General features: G+C 40.4%; 21 protein-coding genes. 13 read left to right on the top strand and 8 right to left on the bottom strand.

Translation table 11 applies throughout. The features are described from left to right. Positions 1–63 precede the first annotated feature (63 nt). From holA to QAP06_RS01380, 8 genes are all read right to left on the bottom strand, one after another. Entirely contained in the window at positions 64–1086 is a 1023-nt protein-coding gene (gene holA / locus QAP06_RS01415) for a DNA polymerase III subunit delta (protein ID WP_286466008.1), read from the bottom strand. Next, positions 1076–3010: an RNB domain-containing ribonuclease gene (locus QAP06_RS01410; RefSeq protein ID WP_286466006.1), complete on the bottom strand. Its 1935-nt coding sequence runs from the start codon at positions 3008–3010 to the stop codon at positions 1076–1078. The genes holA and QAP06_RS01410 overlap by 11 nt, the downstream gene beginning before the upstream one ends. Continuing rightward, complete coding sequence (locus QAP06_RS01405) at positions 3010–3801, bottom strand: shikimate dehydrogenase (protein ID WP_286466004.1); 792 nt, start codon at positions 3799–3801, stop codon at positions 3010–3012. Before QAP06_RS01405 ends, QAP06_RS01410 begins: the two co-directional genes overlap by 1 nt. A 7-nt stretch (positions 3802–3808) precedes the next feature. Then, entirely contained in the window at positions 3809–4399 is a 591-nt protein-coding gene (locus QAP06_RS01400) for an SH3 domain-containing protein (protein WP_286466003.1), read from the bottom strand. 8 nt (positions 4400–4407) lie between these two features. Then, complete coding sequence (locus tag QAP06_RS01395) at positions 4408–5454, bottom strand: microcin C ABC transporter permease YejB (RefSeq protein ID WP_120881461.1); 1047 nt, start codon at positions 5452–5454, stop codon at positions 4408–4410. Continuing rightward, positions 5451–7232, bottom strand: a complete 1782-nt coding sequence (locus tag QAP06_RS01390) for an extracellular solute-binding protein (protein WP_286466000.1) — start codon at positions 7230–7232, stop codon at positions 5451–5453. Before QAP06_RS01390 ends, QAP06_RS01395 begins: the two co-directional genes overlap by 4 nt. Then, positions 7233–8213 carry a tryptophan--tRNA ligase gene (trpS, locus tag QAP06_RS01385; RefSeq protein WP_286465999.1) on the bottom strand — a complete coding sequence of 327 codons (981 nt, stop codon included), beginning with the start codon at positions 8211–8213 and terminating at the stop codon, positions 7233–7235. A gap of 71 nt (positions 8214–8284) precedes the next feature. Further along, positions 8285–9007, bottom strand: a complete 723-nt coding sequence (locus QAP06_RS01380) for a methyltransferase domain-containing protein (protein ID WP_286465997.1) — start codon at positions 9005–9007, stop codon at positions 8285–8287. A gap of 123 nt (positions 9008–9130) precedes the next feature. Between QAP06_RS01380 and secG the strand changes: the two genes are divergently transcribed. The 13 genes from secG (at position 9131) to nuoH (ending at position 19743) form a co-directional block, all read left to right on the top strand. After that, positions 9131–9733, top strand: coding sequence for a preprotein translocase subunit SecG (gene secG / locus QAP06_RS01375; protein WP_286465995.1), 603 nt, complete (start codon positions 9131–9133; stop codon positions 9731–9733). After that, a complete protein-coding gene (gene frr / locus QAP06_RS01370) occupies positions 9733–10290 on the top strand; it encodes a ribosome recycling factor (RefSeq protein WP_000938374.1) in 558 nt (185 codons plus the stop codon). The genes secG and frr overlap by 1 nt, the downstream gene beginning before the upstream one ends. Before the next feature lie 3 nt (positions 10291–10293). Further along, positions 10294–10899: an orotate phosphoribosyltransferase gene (gene pyrE / locus QAP06_RS01365; RefSeq protein ID WP_286465994.1), complete on the top strand. Its 606-nt coding sequence runs from the start codon at positions 10294–10296 to the stop codon at positions 10897–10899. Then, positions 10889–11353, top strand: a complete 465-nt coding sequence (locus tag QAP06_RS01360) for an RDD family protein (protein ID WP_286465992.1) — start codon at positions 10889–10891, stop codon at positions 11351–11353. Before pyrE ends, QAP06_RS01360 begins: the two co-directional genes overlap by 11 nt. Next, on the top strand, positions 11350–12039 hold the full coding sequence (locus tag QAP06_RS01355) for an SIR2 family NAD-dependent protein deacylase (RefSeq protein ID WP_286465991.1): 690 nt from the start codon (positions 11350–11352) through the stop codon (positions 12037–12039). Before QAP06_RS01360 ends, QAP06_RS01355 begins: the two co-directional genes overlap by 4 nt. A gap of 107 nt (positions 12040–12146) precedes the next feature. After that, positions 12147–12548, top strand: coding sequence for an NAD(P)H-quinone oxidoreductase subunit 3 (locus tag QAP06_RS01350; RefSeq protein WP_001183537.1), 402 nt, complete (start codon positions 12147–12149; stop codon positions 12546–12548). Further along, positions 12548–13027 carry a NuoB/complex I 20 kDa subunit family protein gene (locus QAP06_RS01345; protein WP_001183508.1) on the top strand — a complete coding sequence of 160 codons (480 nt, stop codon included), beginning with the start codon at positions 12548–12550 and terminating at the stop codon, positions 13025–13027. The genes QAP06_RS01350 and QAP06_RS01345 overlap by 1 nt, the downstream gene beginning before the upstream one ends. Next, positions 13027–13824: an NADH-quinone oxidoreductase subunit C gene (locus tag QAP06_RS01340; RefSeq protein WP_286465990.1), complete on the top strand. Its 798-nt coding sequence runs from the start codon at positions 13027–13029 to the stop codon at positions 13822–13824. The genes QAP06_RS01345 and QAP06_RS01340 overlap by 1 nt, the downstream gene beginning before the upstream one ends. 1 nt (position 13825) lies before the next feature. Then, positions 13826–15055 (top strand): NADH dehydrogenase (quinone) subunit D, encoded by a 1230-nt coding sequence (gene nuoD / locus QAP06_RS01335; RefSeq protein WP_286465989.1) that lies wholly within the window; start codon positions 13826–13828, stop codon positions 15053–15055. Next, positions 15052–15282: an NADH-ubiquinone oxidoreductase subunit E family protein gene (locus QAP06_RS01330; protein WP_202169295.1), complete on the top strand. Its 231-nt coding sequence runs from the start codon at positions 15052–15054 to the stop codon at positions 15280–15282. The genes nuoD and QAP06_RS01330 overlap by 4 nt, the downstream gene beginning before the upstream one ends. A 2-nt stretch (positions 15283–15284) precedes the next feature. Beyond that, positions 15285–16271: a hypothetical protein gene (locus QAP06_RS01325; RefSeq protein ID WP_286467351.1), complete on the top strand. Its 987-nt coding sequence runs from the start codon at positions 15285–15287 to the stop codon at positions 16269–16271. Next, complete coding sequence (locus QAP06_RS01320) at positions 16268–18757, top strand: NADH-quinone oxidoreductase subunit G (RefSeq protein WP_286465986.1); 2490 nt, start codon at positions 16268–16270, stop codon at positions 18755–18757. Before QAP06_RS01325 ends, QAP06_RS01320 begins: the two co-directional genes overlap by 4 nt. After that, the gene (nuoH, locus tag QAP06_RS01315; protein WP_001277289.1) at positions 18754–19743 is read left to right on the top strand and encodes an NADH-quinone oxidoreductase subunit NuoH; all 990 of its coding nucleotides are present in this window, start codon (positions 18754–18756) and stop codon (positions 19741–19743) included. Before QAP06_RS01320 ends, nuoH begins: the two co-directional genes overlap by 4 nt. The last annotated feature ends 4 nt before the right edge of the window (positions 19744–19747 follow it).

The raw sequence follows: 19747 nt of genomic DNA, 5'->3' as shown, positions 1-19747 counted from the left end.
TTTGGATTAAATTTAGTTTATTGAATCATTAAAACCCAAAACTAAAACACCTTTCAGTATTTTTCAAGGGTTAATGATTTTTTGAATGGGGGTCAAATACAAAAAGCCCAATTCCTTTTGCCCTTGCATGCTTTGAATGTGCCATAACCTAAAAATTTCAAAAACCCTCTTATAGCCGGCTTCTTTCAAACGCAGGGCGTTTTTAGCGTAATTTTCGGTGATTTCTTTAGGGGGAGCGTAGCCTAAAACCTCTTTAGCGTCCATTAGACCGGTCGTTTTAATGTGGGCGAAAAATAAAAAAAGCTGGTAAAAATACCGCTCTAACCCCCTTAAAATATCCGCATCCTTTTTGCCCTCTTTTAACAAATAATCATAAATATCAAGGACGCTTTTTTTCAAAAAAAGCCCTAAAATGAGCTTTTGCAAATCCATATCCCCCGCATTGGAGCTTAATTCTTGAATGTCTTCTAAAGTGATGGGCGCGTTTAAAATCGCTAGCTTGTCTAAATCGTTAAACGAAATGCCTAAATCTTCGTTATTAATTTCAAAAAGAGCGTTTAAAAGATGGCTGCTGATGTCTAAATGTAAAACATTAGCCCTTTCTTGTAAGAATTTCAAACTCTCCCACGCTTTAGGGATAAAAAAGCGCGCGCAAATGGCTTCATCTTTCAAGGGGCTTTTTTGGAAAAATTTAACGATAAAATCGCTAGTGTATTTGTATTTTGTAGTGTCGCTTTTAGCATTATAAAGCCCTATGATAAGCCTGTTATGGCTAGGCCGCTCTAAAGCTTTTAAAAAAAGATTAATATCATTTTCCTTAAATTTCTTATGCAGGGCAAAATCCAGTTTTAAAACGACTAAACTGCTCCCTCCAAATAAAGAATCCTGCTCTAAAAGGGTCGCAATCTGGCTTTTTTCATAATCGCTCGCATAAAAAAGCGAAGTTTCTGTGTCAAGGTTACTGAGCTTAAAAAGCACACTAATCGTTTGAATATAATAATGGATGAAAAAATCAAACTCCCCATACAAAAACACCGCTTTAGGGAGTCGTTGTTTTAAATAATGGTCCAAATCTTTACGATACATGCTCTTTAATCCTTTCTGTGATTTCGCCCCAAACTTGCCCTAAAATCAAATCCGCATGCGTGATTGTAACGCGCACCTTTTCTAACGGCTTAAAAACCTTGTTCGTTTTGATTAAAACTTTAAGCCCTACCCACTCTTTTAACCCCACCACCACCAAATCTTTAACCTCCAAAACAACGCCCAAAAACTCTTTTTCTAAAAATTCTAAAGCTAAGCGAGCGAATTTGCGCTTGATGAAATCCCTTTCAATCAAAGCGGCCTTTTTTTGCAAAGCGTTCAACTCAGCGCATAATTCAGGCGTTTCTTCTAACAAATACGAGCAGCCTTTAGCTTGATGAAACAACAATTCTTTTAAAAGCCTGTGTAAGGCTAAATCGCTGTATCGTCTAATGGGCGAAGTGAAATGCGTATAGCTAGCAAACCCCAAACCAAAATGGCTTTCTTGCATGGGGCTATAAAGGGCTAAATTTTGAGACTTAATGATCAAGCGCGAAACTTCTCTTTCTAACTTCTTTTCTTTGGCTATCTTTAAGGCATGCTCTAAAAAAGGAAAAAAGCCCATGTTTTTAGGGCGAACAATCTCATAATCAAAAAGCTTGCCGTAGAGGCGTTTTTGCTGCTCCAAACTGGGCTCTTTATGGGTGCGATATATCCCCTTATTGTGAAAATGCTCATCTAATAACCTCGCGCTAGACTGGTTGGCTAAGAGCATGGCTTCTTCTATGAGAGTGTGCGCATCGCTTTCTTGTTGCGTTTCAATTTTTTCTATACGCCCTTCTTTATTCAAATACAGCTTGTTTTCAAAGGAATTGAAATTAAACCCCTTTTTTAAACACTCCTTTTTTAACTTTAAAGCCATTTCTAAAAACCCTAAAAGGCTTTGTTGCAAATCTTTATCTAAAGAGCTTTGATTAGCGCTTAAAAAATGATTGATTTCTTCATAAGTGCAATTAGCCCTAACTTCAATAACGCCTTGAGATAATCGGGCGTTTTTCAAATCGTCTAAAGGGATTTCATACACCAAAGCCAGGCGTTTTTCAAACGCTTTTAATGAGCATGCCCCTTGAGACAAACTCAAAGGCAGCATGGGATAGACGCTGTTAGGGAAATACACGCTAAAGCCCCTAACCCTAGCTTCCTTATCCAAACTGGAATGTTTCGGCACAAATTCGCTCACGTCAGCAACCGCCACAAACAAAACCCTTTTTTCTTGATCATAAAAAATCGCATCGTCAAAATCTTTAGCGTCTTTGGGGTCAATGGTGATAAAAGGGATGTGAGAATAATTGATCCTGTCTTTAAAATCGCTCGCTTTGAGTTGCGCGTAATATTGGGCTAAATTCAAGCAATCTTTTGAAAAATCCTTAATCCTGTCAAAAAGGCTTAAAGAAAGGTTTTCATCTATTAAAGGGTCTTCTAAAGCCCCTAAAATTTCGCTGATTTCACGCTTTTTAGGATCGATCTTCACCACGCAATGCCTGGGCAATTCTAGTAAGGATCTTTGGCTGTGCCTTAAAGAAATAGGTTTTTTAAAAGGCTCTTTAAAAGGGATAGCCACAATCTGGTGATTTTTTTTAGCCAGGTAAGCTATCATCGTGTGATCTGCATTGAAAAGAGCGGCTTTAAAAAAGGCTATGGGGCGTTTTTTAGAACATTCTATTTGGCATAAAATCAAAGCGTCTGTTTTAAAAGATGGGGGTAAGTTTTTGATTAAAGGGTCTTTAGGGTAATTTTTCGCTAAAGAAACGAAAAACGCCTTATTTTTTACCCATTCAATCCTACCTATATCAAAGCCTTCTTTTAAAAAATAGCGATCCTTGTTTGATTGAAGCGCTTCTTTTAAAACGCCCTTTTCTATTAGGGGGGCGAATCGTTTAGGGATCTTTTTAACCCCAAAAAACAGGCTTCTTAAAAACCCTTGCATCAAAAAACGCTTCGCATGACTTCAAACGCTTTTAGATAAGGGATTTGAGAAGCGCTGAACTTTTCAAAACTTAAAGCAGCTTGATAGATGAGCATGCCTTTTCCGTCTTGAAAGGGGGTTTTTAACTCTTTGGCTAGAGACAAAAAGGGCGTTAAAAACCCATACGCTAAATCATAAGCGAGCTTGCCCTCTTTAAAATACCCTTTCAAAACCTCTTTATTCAAAGGCAATTCGTTATGCAAACTCGCTGAAGTGGCGTTAATAATCAAATCAAAAGCGCTTTTAGGAGGCTCCATAAAACAATCACAGCCCAGGCGTTGGAAAAAATCCAATCCCCTAGCAGAGCGGTTTAACACGCTCACTTGTAAGCCTTGTTTTTTCAATTCGCACGCTAAAGCCTTAGCGCTCCCCCCAGAGCCTAAAATCAAAGCGTTTTGATAGTTTTTTTGCTTTAAAGAAAGATAAAAACCTAAAGCGTCAGTATTGTAACCCACAAGCTCATCATTTTCTAAAACAAGCGTATTGACCGCTCCGCATTCAAGCGCGATGCCCTTGATTTTATCGCAAACCTGAAACGCCCTTTCTTTAAAGGGTAAGGTTACATTAGCCCCACTAAGCCCTAAAGTTAAAAACTCGTTTTTGATGTGGCTTTCTAAAGGGAGTAATATGGGGTGGTAATGCCCCAAAAACCCTAATTCTTTTTGAAAAGTCAAAAAACAAGCGTTATGGATTAAGGGCGATTTGGAATGTTTAATGGGATTTCCAAAAACCCCAAAAGATTTTAATTTCATTATTCTTTCATTCAGCCTTTTTTAAAAGTTTTAAAAACACATAGCCCTTTGTTTTATTAGAAAATTCAATTTCAGCCCAATCGTTTTGGATTTCTAAAACCTTCACGCTTTTATCTTTTGTGAGCGAGCCAATGATTTTACCTTTTGTGCTGGGAAAAGCACGCACATTCACGCCACTGACTGCGACTTTATACTCTAAAGGTTTTTTTCCCATTAAGGGGGTTGTAGGGGTTTTTTGGTTGTTTTGAACGGGCGAGACGCTGTCTTGTTTAGGCTCGTTTTCTTTTTCTTGCTCTTGTTTAATCTCTTGTTTAGTTTCTTTTTCTTGTGCAGCTGTGTCTAAAGGTGGCGCTGTGTCTTTGGTGGGGTTTTCTTCTGTGGCGGTTGTGGCTGTGTTGGCTTCTTCTTGTTTGGGCGAAAGCGTGCTGTTTTGACGCTCTATCTCGGTTTTTTCTGCATTTGGGCTTATTGGAGCGCTGTCTTTTTCCCCATAAAAACCAAGCACCGCATGCGCTAAAGCATACAACAACATAAACCCTAAAACCACCAAAAAAGGTTGCATAAAAAGTTTTAAAGAAGATTTCATCTCAGTTTTCATTCCTACTCTCAACGCTTTTCAAAATCAATCCTAGGGTCAATCACCACGCAGAGCAAATCGCTTATCAAACTCGCTATTAAACCTAAAAGCGTGAAAATATAAAGCGAGCCAAACACAACAGGATAATCCCTACTCACAATGCTTTCATACCCTAAAAGCCCTAACCCGTCTAGGCTAAAAACAATCTCTATCAACAAGCTTGAGCTAAAAAACATGCCCAAAAAAGCTTGCGGAAAACCCGCTACTACTAATAAAATCGCATTGCGGAACACATGCGCATAAAAAATACGCCCCACTGAACAGCCCTTAGCCTTAGCGCTCAGTACATAAAGCTTGCCCATTTCATCTAAAAAAGAGTTTTTCACTAAAAGCGTAAGGCTTGCAAAACCCCCTAAAGAAATGCAAAGAACGGGCAAGGTGATATGCCATAAATAATCCTTGATTTTGCCTAATGCGCTCAAACTTTCAAAATTATCGCTCACTAGCCCTTTTAAAGGGAACCAGTGCCAATAATTCCCTCCAGCAAAAAACACGATCAACACCACCGCAAACAAAAAGGCCGGGATAGCGTTAGCGACAATGATCACCACGCTGCTTAGCACGTCTAAAGGCTCGTTATTGCGTTTGGCTTTAAAAATCCCTAAAGGGATAGAAATAAGATAGATCAAAAGCGTGCTAAAAAGCCCTAACGAAATGGATACGGGCAATTTTTCCTTAATCAAATCTATCACTTTAATCTGGCGATAAAAACTCTCCCCAAAATCAAATTGCAGATATTTTTTGAGCATGAGAAGGTAGCGCTCCCCTATAGGCTTGTCAAAACCATAGAGTTTTTTTAAATTTTCTAACAAATCGCTCTCCAGCCCTTGAGACGCCCTATACGAACGCTCTTTAACAACGCCTTGAATCTCTTTGGACTGCGTGTTATTGATTTTAGCCATCATCTGTTCTATGGGGCCTCCAGGAGCCGATTGGATCAGAAAGAAATTAATCGTCATGATGGCCAATAAAGTAGGGATAATCAAAAGCAAGCGTTTAAGGATGTAAGCAATCATTTAGGACCCCTTTCTTTTTTTATCCACCACAAATACGGCGAAAATCCATAGCTAGGGCTGACTTCAGGCATGCCAATGTAATTATACGCTGCGATCCTGTAATTAGGCAAATAAAAATGCGGTATCACATAAAACCCCCACAATAACACCCTATCCATCGCTTGAATGGCGGCTAGTTGCTCCTTATAATCTTTAGCGTTAATGATTTTTTCAATCAAAGCATCTACCGCTTTACTAGAGATTCCTGCATAATTCCTTGTGCCTTTTTCTTTAGCACTCAAAGAGCCAAAATAAAAACGCTGCTCATTACCCGGGAAAGACGATTGGCCTATCACCCCTACAATCATGTCAAAATCATAGCTTTTGACCCGATTGACATACTGGCTTAAATCCACTCTTTGGATTTTCATTTCAATCCCTAACACCCTTAAGTTTTTAGCAAAGGCTAGAGCTAGTCTTTCAAAGACCGGGCTGTTTAAAAGCAAAGTGAAACTAAACGGCTTGTTATTCTTATCCACTAAACGCATGTTTTTGTAAGAAAAGCCCGCGCTTTCTAAAAGCTTTTGGGCGTATTTTAAATTTTCCCTCAAATTATAGCCCAAAACATCAACCCCATCGGTTCTAGGCACGACATAAGGCTCTTTAAAAACCCTTTCATCCAAACTCTTTTCATAAGGGGCTAACAGAACTTTTTCTTCAGGGCTTGGAAGAGGAGGGGACGCATAAATAGAATTGCTAAAAAAACTGGTGGTTCGCTTGTATTGCGAAAAAAACAAATTTTTATTCGCCCATTCAAAATCAAACGCATAAAATAAGGCTTCACGCACCCTTTTATCCTTAAAAATTTCCCGGCGCGTGTTGAAGAAAAACCCTTGCATGCCGCTTGGCAATTTATGGGCTATTAGGTATTTAGTGATTTTTTTATTATCCATAGCTTTCCCCACATAGCCCCTAGCCCAAACCTTAGCCGTGCTTTCAATGCGCCAATCATACGCCCCGCTTAAAAAAGCCTGTAAAGCAATGGTTTCGTCTCTATAATACTCAAATTTGACCTGATCAAAATTGAATTGCCCCTTTCTACTAGGCAAATTCCTCGCCCAATAATTAGGGTTTTTTTGGTAGGTGATTTTCTTGCCAACATCAAAAGAAGCGATCACATAAGGGCCGCTAGAAACAGGAATGAGTAAAGGGTTTTTGGTGAAATAATCCTTTTGAAACGCTTTTTTGGAAAAGATCTGCAACTGCCCTAAAATGAGAGGCAACTCTTTATTTTCAGTGGTTTTGAAAATGAATTTAACATGGTGTTTGTCTAAGATAACCGCCTTTTTAACATCTTGGTAATACTGCCTATAAATGGGCGATCCTAATTCCATTATCGTATCAAAGCTAAACTTCACATCGCTCGCTAAAATGGGAGCGTTATTGCTGAATCTCGCTCTTTTGTCTAAGGTAAAAATCACATAGCTGTTGTCTTTAGCCACTTCTGCGTCTTTAGCGATTAAGGGGTATTCTGCAAAAGGTTCGTCCAAACTTTGCACCATTAAAGTGTCATAAATGAGATCCAAGCCTTCGGCTTTAGTGCCTTTAAGCGCAAAAGGGTTAAGGCTATCAAAAGTCCCTATGGCGTCATTCCTCAAAACACCGCCCTTTTTGGCGTTAGGGTTAGCGTATTCAAAATGCGTGAAATTCTCCTTATATTTAGGCTCTTCGCCCAAGTATAAATAAGGCGTAGCCTTAAGGAAACAAAACACTCCTAACCATAAACTTAAAATTTTCATCTAAACCAACCCCATCAATTCTTTAGCCTTTTGGTAAGTCGCTTGCGCTAAAGGCCTGGCTTTTTCTACGCCGTGATTTAAAATGGCTTTCACCTCATCATCGCTGATTTCTTTGTATCTTTCTTGGATGGGTTTTAAAGCCTGGATCACCACTTCAGCCAATTCCTTTTTAAAATCCCCATAGCCCTTATTTTTGAAACGCTCTTCTATGTTTTCTGGGCTTTCATTGCTTAAAAGCATGTAGATGTTTAAAAGGTTAAAAATGCCCTCTCTTTTTTCATCAAACGCAATAACGCCTATAGAATCAGTGGCCGCTCTTTTGATTTTTCTTACAATAATGTCTGGCTCATCTAAAAGAAAAATCGCATGGTTAGCCCCTTGATGCGATTTACTCATCTTCACTTTTGGATCATCTAGCCCCATAACCCTTGCCCCTACTTTAGCGATCAAAGGCTCTGGCACTTTAAAGCAGTTCCCAAAATCCCTGTTAAATTTTTCTGCGATGTTTCGCGTGAGCTCTAAATGCTGTTTTTGATCTTCGCCCACTGGCACTAAATCGCTTTGGTATAATAAAATATCTGACGCCATTAAAATAGGGTAATTGAAAAGCCCCACATTCACGCTTTTAGGGTTTTTTAAAGACTTGTCTTTGAATTGCGTCATTCTTTGCATTTCCCCCATAGACACCTGACAATTCAATAGCCATGCTAAAGCCGGGTGCTCATCCACTTCACTTTGAATGAATAACCCCGATCGCTTAGGATTAATCCCGCAAGCTAAAAGCAATTTAACCAATTCATAGCTTTGGGATTTTAAAAATATAGGATCTATGGGTAGGGTAATCGCATGCGAATTGACGACGCAAAAAAGGTTTTCGTATTCATCTTGCATCTCTACCCAATGCTTGATCGCTCCTAAATAGTTGCCCAAATGGATTTGCCCGGTAGGTTGGATGCCTGAAAAGACTCGTTTTTTTTGCATGTTATTTCTCGCTCATTAGGTTAGCGTTTATTGTAACCACCTAATTTTAATATTTTAATTTATCTTAGTTTTTAAGAACGCTTGATCCCCGAAAAAAGTAACACTTCATAGCTCAATTTTTCAAACGCCATGTTGTGGAAAAAATGTTTTTTTTGCTTGAAGCTCAGCGTTGAACCCCCCAAAAGACCGCATTTTTTAAGGTAATTCAAAGCGTCTTGTTTGCGGTTGAAATAAAGAGCGAAGCGCTTGTTTTCCAATTCTATTTGAAAATTTTTAAAAGCGTTTTTGATTAAGGATTTGAGCGTTTTGAGATCCCTTAAAGGCGAAGGCGTGCCTAAAAACTCATGCACTTCATGCAAACTAAAATCCGTATGGATAGCTAAAGCAGCCTCCTTACTAAAAAGAGCGATTTTTTCTAAAACGCTTTTTAAATCCCTTGCCCATTGTAAAGAGGAAGAAGACACAACCAGATCGTAAGCGCAAAAAACATGTTCTTCAAAATCCGCATGCTCTAAAGAGATTTTTTGAATGTTGATAGAATGCGTGGGGTGTAATTTGAGCATGTTCATAGAATTATCCAAAGCGATAAAGTCTTCAATCAAAATATTTTGCCGCTCTAAAGCGTTAAAAACAGCCCCACTCCCTGATCCTAGATCCAAAACTTTAGCGTAATGTTTTTGTTTTAAAAATTGAATAAGATGAATAGCGATTTGTTGCTGGATATGAGCAAAGAGGTGGTAAGTTTTGGCATGCCGATTGAATGCATGCTGATTAAATGAGTGAAAAGAGTCCAACACCACCGCCTTTAACGCGCCACGCTTGAAATTAAAACTAAATTTTAGTGTATTCTTAGCAAATTTTAGATAAGATCAAGCGTAATTTTTTCTAAATTTTAGGGATTTAAGGAATCAGTGTTTATGACAAGCGCTCTGTTAGGCTTACAAATTGTTTTAGCGGTATTGATTGTGGTGGTGGTTTTGTTGCAAAAAAGTTCTAGCATCGGCTTAGGGGCTTATAGCGGGAGCAACGATTCTTTATTTGGCGCTAAAGGACCCGCAAGCTTTATGGCGAAATTGACCATGTTTTTAGGGCTGTTATTTATCATCAACACCATCGCTTTGGGCTATTTTTACAACAAAGAATACGGCAAGAGCGTTTTAGATGAGACTAAAACCAACAAAGAACTTTCGCCCCTAGTCCCTGCCACCGGCACGCTTAACCCTGCACTTAATCCCACATTAAACCCAACGCTCAATCCTTTAGAGCAAGCCCCAACTAATCCTTTAATGCCACAACAAACGCCTAACGAACTCCCTAAAGAGCTAGCCAAAACGCCTTCTGTTGAAAGCCCCAAACAGAATGAAAAAAATGATGCCAATAAAGAGAATAAAGAGAATAATATAAAGGGCGTTGAAAAAACCAAAGAGGATACAAAAACGCCCCCAACCACCCACCAAAAGCCTAAAACGCATGCGACACAAACCAACGCCCATACAAACCAAAAAAAGGATGAAAAATAATGTTACAAGCCATTTATAACGAAACCAAAGATTTGATGCAAAAAAGCGTTCAAGCTTTAAACAGAGATTTTTCCACTCTAAGGAGTGCGAAAGTTTCAGTCAATATTTTAGATCACATTAAAGTGGATTATTACGGCACGCCCACCGCTTTAAACCAAGTCGGCTCCGTGATGAGCTTGGATGCGACCACCCTTCAAATCAGCCCATGGGAAAAAAACCTGCTCAAAGAAATTGAACGATCCATTCAAGAAGCCAATATTGGCGTCAATCCTAATAACGACGGCGAAACGATCAAGCTTTTTTTCCCGCCCATGACAAGTGAGCAAAGAAAACTCATCGCAAAAGACGCCAAAGCGATGGGTGAAAAGGCTAAAGTGGCTGTGAGGAATATCCGCCAAGACGCTAACAACCAAGTGAAAAAATTAGAAAAAGACAAAGAAATCAGCGAAGATGAAAGCAAGAAAGCCCAAGAGCAGATCCAAAAAATCACCGATGAAGCCATTAAAAAAATTGATGAAAGCGTGAAAAACAAAGAAGACGCGATTTTAAAGGTCTAAACCATGGATATTAAGGCATGTTATCAAAACGCTCAAGCGCTATTAGAGGGGCATTTCTTGCTCAGCAGCGGGTTCCATTCTAATTATTATTTGCAATCCGCTAAAGTTTTAGAAGATCCCAAACTAGCCGAACAATTAGCGCTAGAATTAGCCAAACAAATCCAAGAAGCTCATTTGAATGTTGAATGCGTGTGCTCGCCTGCGATTGGGGGGATCCTGGCTGGGTATGAGCTTGCAAGGGCTTTGGGCGTGCGTTTTATCTTCACTGAAAGGGTGGATAATATCATGACATTAAGGCGTGGTTTTGAAGTCAAAAAAAACGAAAAAATTTTAGTGTGTGAGGACATCATCACTACAGGGAAATCCGCCATGGAATGTGCTAAAGTTTTAGAAGAAAAGGGCACTCAAATCGTGGCTTTTGGCGCTCTAGCCAATCGGGGCATTTGCAAACGCACCCATTCTCACTTGAAAGCCCAAGAGGGTGCGTGTTTGCCTAGCCATTTACCCTTGTTTGCTTTAGAAGATTTTGTTTTTGACATGCACAAGCCTAGCTCTTGCCCTTTATGCGCTACTAGCGTTGCTATAAAACCGGGAAGTCGTGGCAACTAAAAAAACCAAAAAAAATAAAACCCCCAAAAAAAAGCAAGCGTTAGAAAGCCCTTTAAAAGGGCTGAACCTCTCTTTGCGCTTAAAGGCCTTTATCACCGATATTTTTATGATTTATACCCCCATGCTTTATATAATGACTTATGTGGTTTTAGGGAGCGCGAAGGATTTTAGGGAAAACCAGAGCGCGATTTTTTTATGCCTGCTTTTTTACGCCCTAACGCACAGCTTTTTTATCGCTTTTAAATCCCAAAGCCCTGGCATGCGTTACGCTCAGTTTAAATTAGTCAAAAACAACCGCAAAAAGGTGGGCTTTTTTTTAGCTTTGTGGCGCTTTATTTTGTGGGTGTCGAGCATGGGGTTACTTATAGGGTTTGTTACGCCTTTTATTTTTAAGTTTTTTTTGCATGACAAACTCAGCGGCACTCATATTGAAATCATCAAGGAGGAAACATGAAAAATTTAGTGATCCTAAGCGGGGCTGGCATTTCAGCAGAAAGCGGGATTAAAACCTTTAGAGACGCTGATGGCTTGTGGGAAGGGCATGACATCATGGAAGTTGCCTCGCCTTATGGCTGGAAAAAGAACCCGCAAAAGGTGTTGGATTTCTACAACCAAAGGCGCCGACAGCTTTTTGAAGTTTATCCTAACAAAGCCCATGAGGCTTTAGCGGAATTGGAAAAACACTATCAAGTTAATATCATCACCCAAAATGTAGATGATTTGCATGAAAGGGCAGGTTCTTCTCGCATTTTGCACTTGCATGGGGAATTATTGAGCGTTCGCAGCCAAAAAGATCCTAATTTGGTTTATAGGTGGGAAAAGGACTTGAATTTAGGCGACTTGGCCAAAGACAAATCGCAATTACGCCCTGATATTGTGTGGTTTGGCGAAGCGGTGCCTTTGCTTAAAGAAGCGATTTCTTTAGTCAAACAAGCGCATCTTTTAATCATCATTGGCACTTCTTTGCAAGTCTATCCGGCCGCTAGTCTCTACACGCATGCGCATAAAGACGCTCTCATTTATTACATTGACCCTAAGGCTAAAAACGCCCATTTGCCCCAGAATGTCCAATGCATTAATGATAGCGCGGTGCATGCCATGCAAGATTTAATGCCCAAACTCATAGAAATGGCCTTTTAAGAAATGTTAAAATAATTTTTATTTTTTCAGCTAACGATTAGCAAAAACATGGTTTAATTGCTTCCATCGTTTGCTAAAAGTAATAATTAAAGGAGTTTGAGAGCCTGATGCAACAAGCCACAGAAGCATTGAATCACCCCTATTTTGGCGTTTTTGTTTTGCTAGTATTCACCTTTTGGGTGTTTAACTTAACCTTAAGGATTCAAAGGTTTTTAAGCCGTAAAATGGCTCAAAAAAAGGGCGAAAAACTCAAGCTCGCTCCCTATGAATGCGGGCCTGTGGCTCTCAAACAGCCTAATAGGGTGTCGCACCATTTCTATATCATGGCCATGCTTTTTATTTTATTTGATGTAGAAATCGTTTTCATGTTTCCTTGGGCGATTGATTTTAAAAAATTAGGCTTGTTTGGGCTCATTGAAATGCTAGGCTTTGTCTTCTTTTTAACCATTGGTTTTATTTACGCTTTAAAGCGAAACGCTTTGAGCTGGCAGAAATTAGAGGTGAAATAATGCAACAAGCACCGGTTGTTCTAAGCACTTTGGATAAATTATTGAATTGGGGGCGTTCTAATTCGCTTTGGCCTTTAACCTATGGATTAGCGTGTTGCGCGATCGAGATGATGGCGACAGGGGGTTCAAGGTTTGATTTTGACCGGTTTGGCACGATTTTTAGAGCGAGCCCTAGGCAATCGGATGTGATGATCATCGCTGGCACGCTCACTAAAAAACATGCCGAATTTATGCGCAGGCTTTATGATCAAATGCCTGAACCTAAATGGGTGATTTCTATGGGGAGTTGTGCTAACACGGGCGGGATGTTTAACACTTATGCGACCGTTCAAGGGGCAGACAGGATCGTTCCTGTAGATATTTACTTGCCCGGTTGCGCGCCGCGTCCAGAGACTTTACAATACGCTCTTATGGTTTTGCAAGATAAAATCAGACGCTCTAAAGCGATCAAACAAGACGCTCCTAAAAGGTTAGTGTGATGGTAAGAAAACAATCCCCCTATGAAGATGTGCAAAAACAATCGCGCCAGCATGACCCCTATAAAATCATAGAACCCACCCCTAAAAAATATTTAGAGGGCAGTGCTTATGAGATCATTTATAACCACCTTTCTTACAAGCATGAGGTTTTAGACAAATATATAGAAACGAACACGGCGGTGTTTTGGATCAAAAAAGACGATATTTTTTCTGCCGCTACGATTTTAAGGCATTTGGGTTATGAGTGTCTGAGCGAAATGAGCGCGATAGATTTGTGCGCTAAAAAAGGGCATTTTGAATTGTTTTATCAATTTTTGGGTTTTAGCGATAGTTGTAAAAACCGCCGTAGGGTACGCGTGAAATGCGTTCTATTGCCTAATGAGAGCGTGGATTCTTTGAGTTTTTTATACCGATCGGCTAATTGGAGCGAAAGGGAAGCGTATGATTTGCTTGGCATTGTGTTTGACAAACACCCCTATTTGAAACGCCTTATCATGCCGCATGATTGGGTAGGTCACCCCTTGTTGCGTTCTTACCCGCTCAAAGGCGATGAATTCGCCCAATGGTATGAAGTGGATAAAATTTTTGGCAAAGAATACCGAGAAGTGGTGGGCAAAGAGCAGAGAGACAGCGCGAGAGTGGATGAAAAAGACACTTTCAATTTCGCCAAAATTGGCTATGAACAGGGCAAGGGCGAAGAATTAAAAGAGATAGAAGAAAAGCATGCGTTTAAGAAAATCCCTTTTGTCAAAGATTTGCACAAAATCGCCCCCACTATCTTAAAAAAGAGGCTATAAAATGGCTCAAAATTTCACGAAACTCAACCCTCAATTTGAAAACATCATTTTTGAACATGACGACAACCAAATGATTTTAAACTTTGGCCCTCAACACCCCAGTAGCCATGGGCAATTGCGCTTGATTTTGGAATTAGAGGGCGAAAAAATCATTAAGGCTACCCCTGAAATTGGCTACTTGCATAGAGGCTGTGAAAAATTAGGCGAAAACATGACCTATAACGAATACATGCCCACTACCGACAGATTGGATTACACTTCTTCTACCAGCAATAATTACGCTTACGCTTATGCGGTAGAGACCTTGCTCAATTTAGAAATCCCTCGCCGAGCCCAAGTGATCCGCACGATTTTACTAGAGCTTAACCGCATGATTTCACACATCTTTTTTATCAGCGTGCATGCTTTAGATGTGGGGGCGATGAGCGTGTTTTTGTATGCGTTTAAAACGAGGGAATACGGCTTGGATTTGATGGAGGATTATTGCGGGGCTAGGCTCACGCATAACGCTATAAGGATTGGGGGCGTGCCTTTGGATTTACCCCCTAATTGGCTAGAGGGCTTGAAAAAGTTTTTAGGCGAAATGAGGGAATGCAAAAAACTCATTCAAGGCTTATTGGATAAGAATCGCATTTGGCGGATGCGCTTGGAAAATGTGGGCGTTGTAACGCAAAAAATGGCGCAAAGTTGGGGCATGAGCGGTATCATGTTAAGAGGGAGCGGGATCGCTTATGACATTAGAAAAGAAGAGCCTTATGAGCTTTATAAAGAGCTTGATTTTGATGTGCCGGTGGGCAATTATGGCGATAGCTATGATCGGTATTGTTTGTATATGTTAGAAATTGATGAAAGCATTCGCATCGTTGAACAGCTCATTCCCATGTATGCTAAAACCGATACGCCTATCATGGCTCAAAACCCGCATTATATTTCTGCCCCTAAAGAAGATATAATGACGCAAAACTACGCCTTGATGCAGCATTTTGTTTTAGTGGCTCAAGGCATGCACCCGCCCGTTGGGGAAGTGTATGCCCCCACAGAAAGCCCTAAAGGGGAATTAGGGTTTTTCATCCATTCAGAGGGCGAGCCTTACCCTCACAGATTAAAAATCAGAGCCCCTAGCTTTTATCACATTGGGGCTTTAAGCGATATTTTAGTGGGGCAATATTTAGCGGATGCGGTAACCGTGATTGGCTCAACCAATGCGGTGTTTGGCGAGGTGGATAGATGAAACGCTTTGATTTGCGCCCCTTAAAAGCGGGTATTTTTGAACGCTTAGAAGAATTGATTAAAAAAGAAATGCAACCTAATGAAGTCGCTATTTTCATGTTTGAAGTGGGGGATTTTTCTAACATCCCTAAGAGCGCTGAATTTATCCAATCTAAAGGGCATGAGCTTCTCAATTCTTTGCGTTTCAATCAAGCGGATTGGACGATTGTCGTGAGAAAAAAGGCTTGATTTTGAGCGGCTTTAACCCCTTAAATTCCCCCTTAATCGCAAGCTCTTCTCTTAGCTTGAAAGAAGCCTATTGTTTAGAAAAATTATCTCTTAAAAAAGGGTTTAAAATCCATTACAAGATGACAAAAGACAGCTTAAGCCTTTTAGAGAAAAGCGATTTGTGCGTTTTGTTTGGGGGGTTTTCAAACGCTTGTTTGAATGAAAATGAACGATTGATTTTAGAAAATATTAACCCATTAAAACTCCCCTACGCCTTGTTAAGACCCTTACAAGACACAAGAGACTTGCAAGAAAATTGCCTTTTTGCGTCGTATGAAATCAACACCGAAGCGGCGATTTTGGCTTTGATTTTAAGGGGCATTTTAGAAAAAACTTCCCGATTAAAAGGGCATATTTTAGAAGATGTTGATGTGGGGTATTTAAGCTCTGAAGCGAACATGAGCGAAGAAGAATTGCAAGAACTTATCGCTCTTATGGTTAAAGCGAAAAAAAGGGTGCTTGTTTTAAACAGAGAAATCACTAAGCATGCGGATAGCGCCTTTTTATACACCCTTTTAAGCGAGTTGCAAAACCACCTAGAAATTTTGCATATCCCTTGCAATGATTCAAACGCAACGACCGCTTTTTATGACTCCAAAGATCAAGAATGGTTGCTAGAAACAGCCTTTAAAGAGGGCATTTTGCCTTTTGAATCACAACTCCAATCAAAAGATTTAGAGCTTTTAGAGCGAATGGGCGAGGCTAACGGCTCGTTTGTCTATGTTTCTTACAAGAGCCTTGAAACCCCCAAATTATCTTTTTCAAAGCAATTTAAGATCGCTAATAAAATCCAGCATTCTAAAGCGGAGTTTCAAATCTCAAATAAAACGCTAGAATGCGAGTTAGAAGAAAGCCCCCATTTGAAGGGTTTGATTGCGATTTTAGAAGGGGCGTTTTTTGACGCTTACCCTTATATCCCTATTTTATCCCACTCTCAAGGAATTTCATGATCACAATGAATATCAATGGCAAAACGATTGAATGCCGAGAGGGACAAAGCGTTTTAGAGGCTGCTAGGAGCACTGGGATCTACATCCCTACTATTTGCTATTTAAGCGGTTGCTCGCCCACAGTCGCATGCAAAATGTGCATGGTTGAAATGGATGGCAAACGGGTTTATAGCTGCAACACGAAAGCCAAAAACAACGCCGTTATCCTCACTAACACCCCAACGCTCATGGATGAAAGAAAAAGCATCATGCAAACTTATGATGTCAACCACCCCCTAGAGTGCGGTGTGTGCGATAAAAGCGGGGAGTGCGAATTGCAAGACATGACGCATTTAACCGGCGTGGAGCACCAACCTTATGCGGTGGCTGATGATTTTAAAGCTCTAGATTCATGGGCAAAAGCCTTGTATGATCCTAATTTGTGCATCATGTGCGAAAGGTGCGTAACCACTTGCAAGGACAATGTGGGCGAAAACAACCTTAAAGCCACTAAAGCCGATTTGCATGCTCCGGATAAATTTAAAGACAGCATGTCCAAAGACGCTTTTAGCGTGTGGAGTCGTAAGCAAAAAGGCATTATTTCTTTTGTGGGTAGCGTGCCTTGTTATGATTGCGGGGAATGCATTGCGGTATGCCCTGTGGGCGCTTTGAGCTATAAAGATTTCGCTTACACGGCTAACGCATGGGAACTAAAAAAGATCCATTCTACTTGTTCGCATTGCTCAGCCGGGTGTTTGATTTCTTATGATGTGCGCCATTTTGATACTCTAGGCGAAGAATCTAAAATTTTTAGGGTGCTTAATGACTTTTACCATAACCCTATTTGTGGGGCAGGCCGTTTCGCTTTTGATGTGAGCTCTAGCCCTAAAGGCAGCGTTAATCTTAAAGAAGCGCAAAACGCCCTCAAAGAATGCGAAGCGGTGCGAATAGGTGGGGATATTACGAATGAAGAGGCGTTTTTAATAGAGCGTTTAAGGAAAGAGCTTGATTTTAAAATCTACAATCAAGAAGCGTATCATTTCCAGCAATTCTTAAAAGTATTGGGCGAAGTTAAACGCCCCAGTGTTGAAGAGATTAAAACTTCTCATTTAGTCGTTACGATAGGCTCTTCTATCAAAACGGAAAACCCTTTGGTGCGCTATGCCATCAATAACGCTCTCAAACTCAATAAAGCTTCTTTAATCGCTATGCACCCTATCAAGGATAACGCGCTAGCGAATTTGTGCCGAAGCTCTTTTTGCATCACCCATGAAGTGGGGGCTGAAGAAATCCTTTTAGGCATGCTTTTAAAAATGCTTAACATTGAAAGCGCGGCTCTAAAAAGCTTAGAAGATTCCAAGCAAAGCATTGTAGATGAAGCGGCTCTTAAAGCCTTAGAAGAAGAGCGAAAAAAAGCTTTAGAACAAGCCGAGCAAGGGTGCAGTATTGGAGAAAATAAAGAAGAAAATCAAGAAGAAAACAAGACAGAGGTTAAAGAAGAAAGCATTGAAGTCCCTACCAAAACCACTTATTGGTTGCTTGAAGAAGCGGGCATCAATTCAGAAACTTATGAAAAAATTCTGGCTCTTTTGCAAAAATCAAATAACACCTTGCTAGTGGTTGGCGAAGAAATCTATAGCCACAAACAAGCCCACAATATCGCTAAAATGTTGCGCTTGTTAGCCCAAAAAAGCGCTATTAAACTCATTCTTATCCCCCCAAGTGCGAACGCTTTAGGCATCGCTTCTATTTGTCAATTGAGCGAAGAAGTTTTTGAGCATGAAAAAATTGTAGGCATTCGCGCTCAAGGGGATTTCACTATCAATAGCGATGATAGGGTTTTTGGAAAAGACGCTGTCAGCAAAGTGGATTTTATTTTACCCAGTCTCAACCAGCTAGAAGGCACAATCACCAATATTGAAGGGCGTGTGTTGCCCTTAAAACCGGCTTTGAGGTTTGAGGGCTATGATTTGAGCGATATTATGCAAGGCTTTGGCTTTGTGGAAGAAAACCTCACAGAATGCACCCATAAACTCCCTACAGAAGCGGGCTTTAAAGCCATAGAATTTGATCGTCTAACCAACTATTTCACCAACGACAGAATCAACCACAGAGGCTATCTGCTAGGAACAAGCCGTTTTGAAGAGAGCGCTAAAGAATGCGAAACCATAGAATGCGAGCCTATCAAGCCTTTAAAAGAAAAAATCGCTTTCAACGCGTATTTAAAATACCCAGAAACGCAATTCAATAACGCTACCAATAAAAGCGAGAATTTGCAATTAAAAGCCGGTGTCTATGTGTCTAAAGCTTTCTTAAAAAAATTGAATAAAGAAGTGGGGCAAAGCATCACTTTATCTAAAGAAGAAGAGGAATTAACAGGCGTTTTGTATCTTGATGAAAGCTTGGATCAAGAGGTGTTTGTTATCTCGCCTTCTCTTTTGAAAAACCATTCTGGCTTTTTTAGAGAGAGCGTGTTTGATAGCGTGGATTTAAAGGAGCAAGCATGAGCGCTTATATCATTGAAACCCTGATTAAAATTTTGATTTTAGTCGCTGTTTTTTCGGCTTTGGGAGGCTTTGCCACTTACATTGAAAGGAAAGTGTTAGCCTATTTCCAACGCCGTTTAGGGCCTTGTTATGTGGGGCCTTTTGGGCTTTTGCAAGTCGCAGCAGATGGCATTAAGCTTTTCACTAAAGAAGACATTATCCCCCAAGGCGCAAACAAGTTCATTTTCACGCTAGCGCCCATTATTGCGATGGTGAGCGCGTTTGTGTCCATGGCGCCTATCCCCTTTTTCCCTAATTTCACTCTGTTTGGCTATGAGATCAAGCCCCTTATTTCTGACATTAACATTGGCTTTTTGTTTTTCTTAGCCGTGGGTGCAGCAGGGATTTATGCGCCTATTTTAGCCGGGCTTGCCTCTAATAACAAATACTCTTTAATTGGCTCAGCAAGAGCGACGATCCAACTGCTCAGCTTTGAAGTGGTCAGCACTTTAACCATTCTAGCCCCCTTAATGGTGGTAGGATCGCTCTCTTTAGTGGAAATCAATCATTACCAAAGCGGCGGGTTTTTAGATTGGCTTGTGTTTAAGCAGCCTCTAGCGTTTGTTTTGTTTTTGATCGCCAGTTACGCTGAATTGAATCGAACCCCCTTTGACTTGTTGGAGCATGAAGCCGAGATTGTAGCCGGGTATTGCACCGAATACAGCGGCTTGAAATGGGGCATGTTCTTTTTAGCGGAATACGCGCATTTATTCGCTTTTTCTTTTGTGATTTCTATTGTGTTTTTTGGCGGGTTTAACGCATGGGGCTTTATCCCTGGAGGCATAGCGATTTTGATTAAAGCGGGCTTTTTTGTCTTTTTATCCATGTGGGTTAGAGCGACTTATCCGCATGTGCGCCCAGACCAACTGATGAATATGTGCTGGAAAATCATGCTGCCTTTAGCGTTATTGAACATCGTGCTAACAGGCATTATCATTTTAATTTAAAGGA

Source organism: Helicobacter pylori (assembly GCF_030323545.1).
GTDB lineage: Bacteria > Campylobacterota > Campylobacteria > Campylobacterales > Helicobacteraceae > Helicobacter > Helicobacter pylori_CO.
This window is presented reverse-complemented; position numbering and strand designations above follow the sequence as displayed.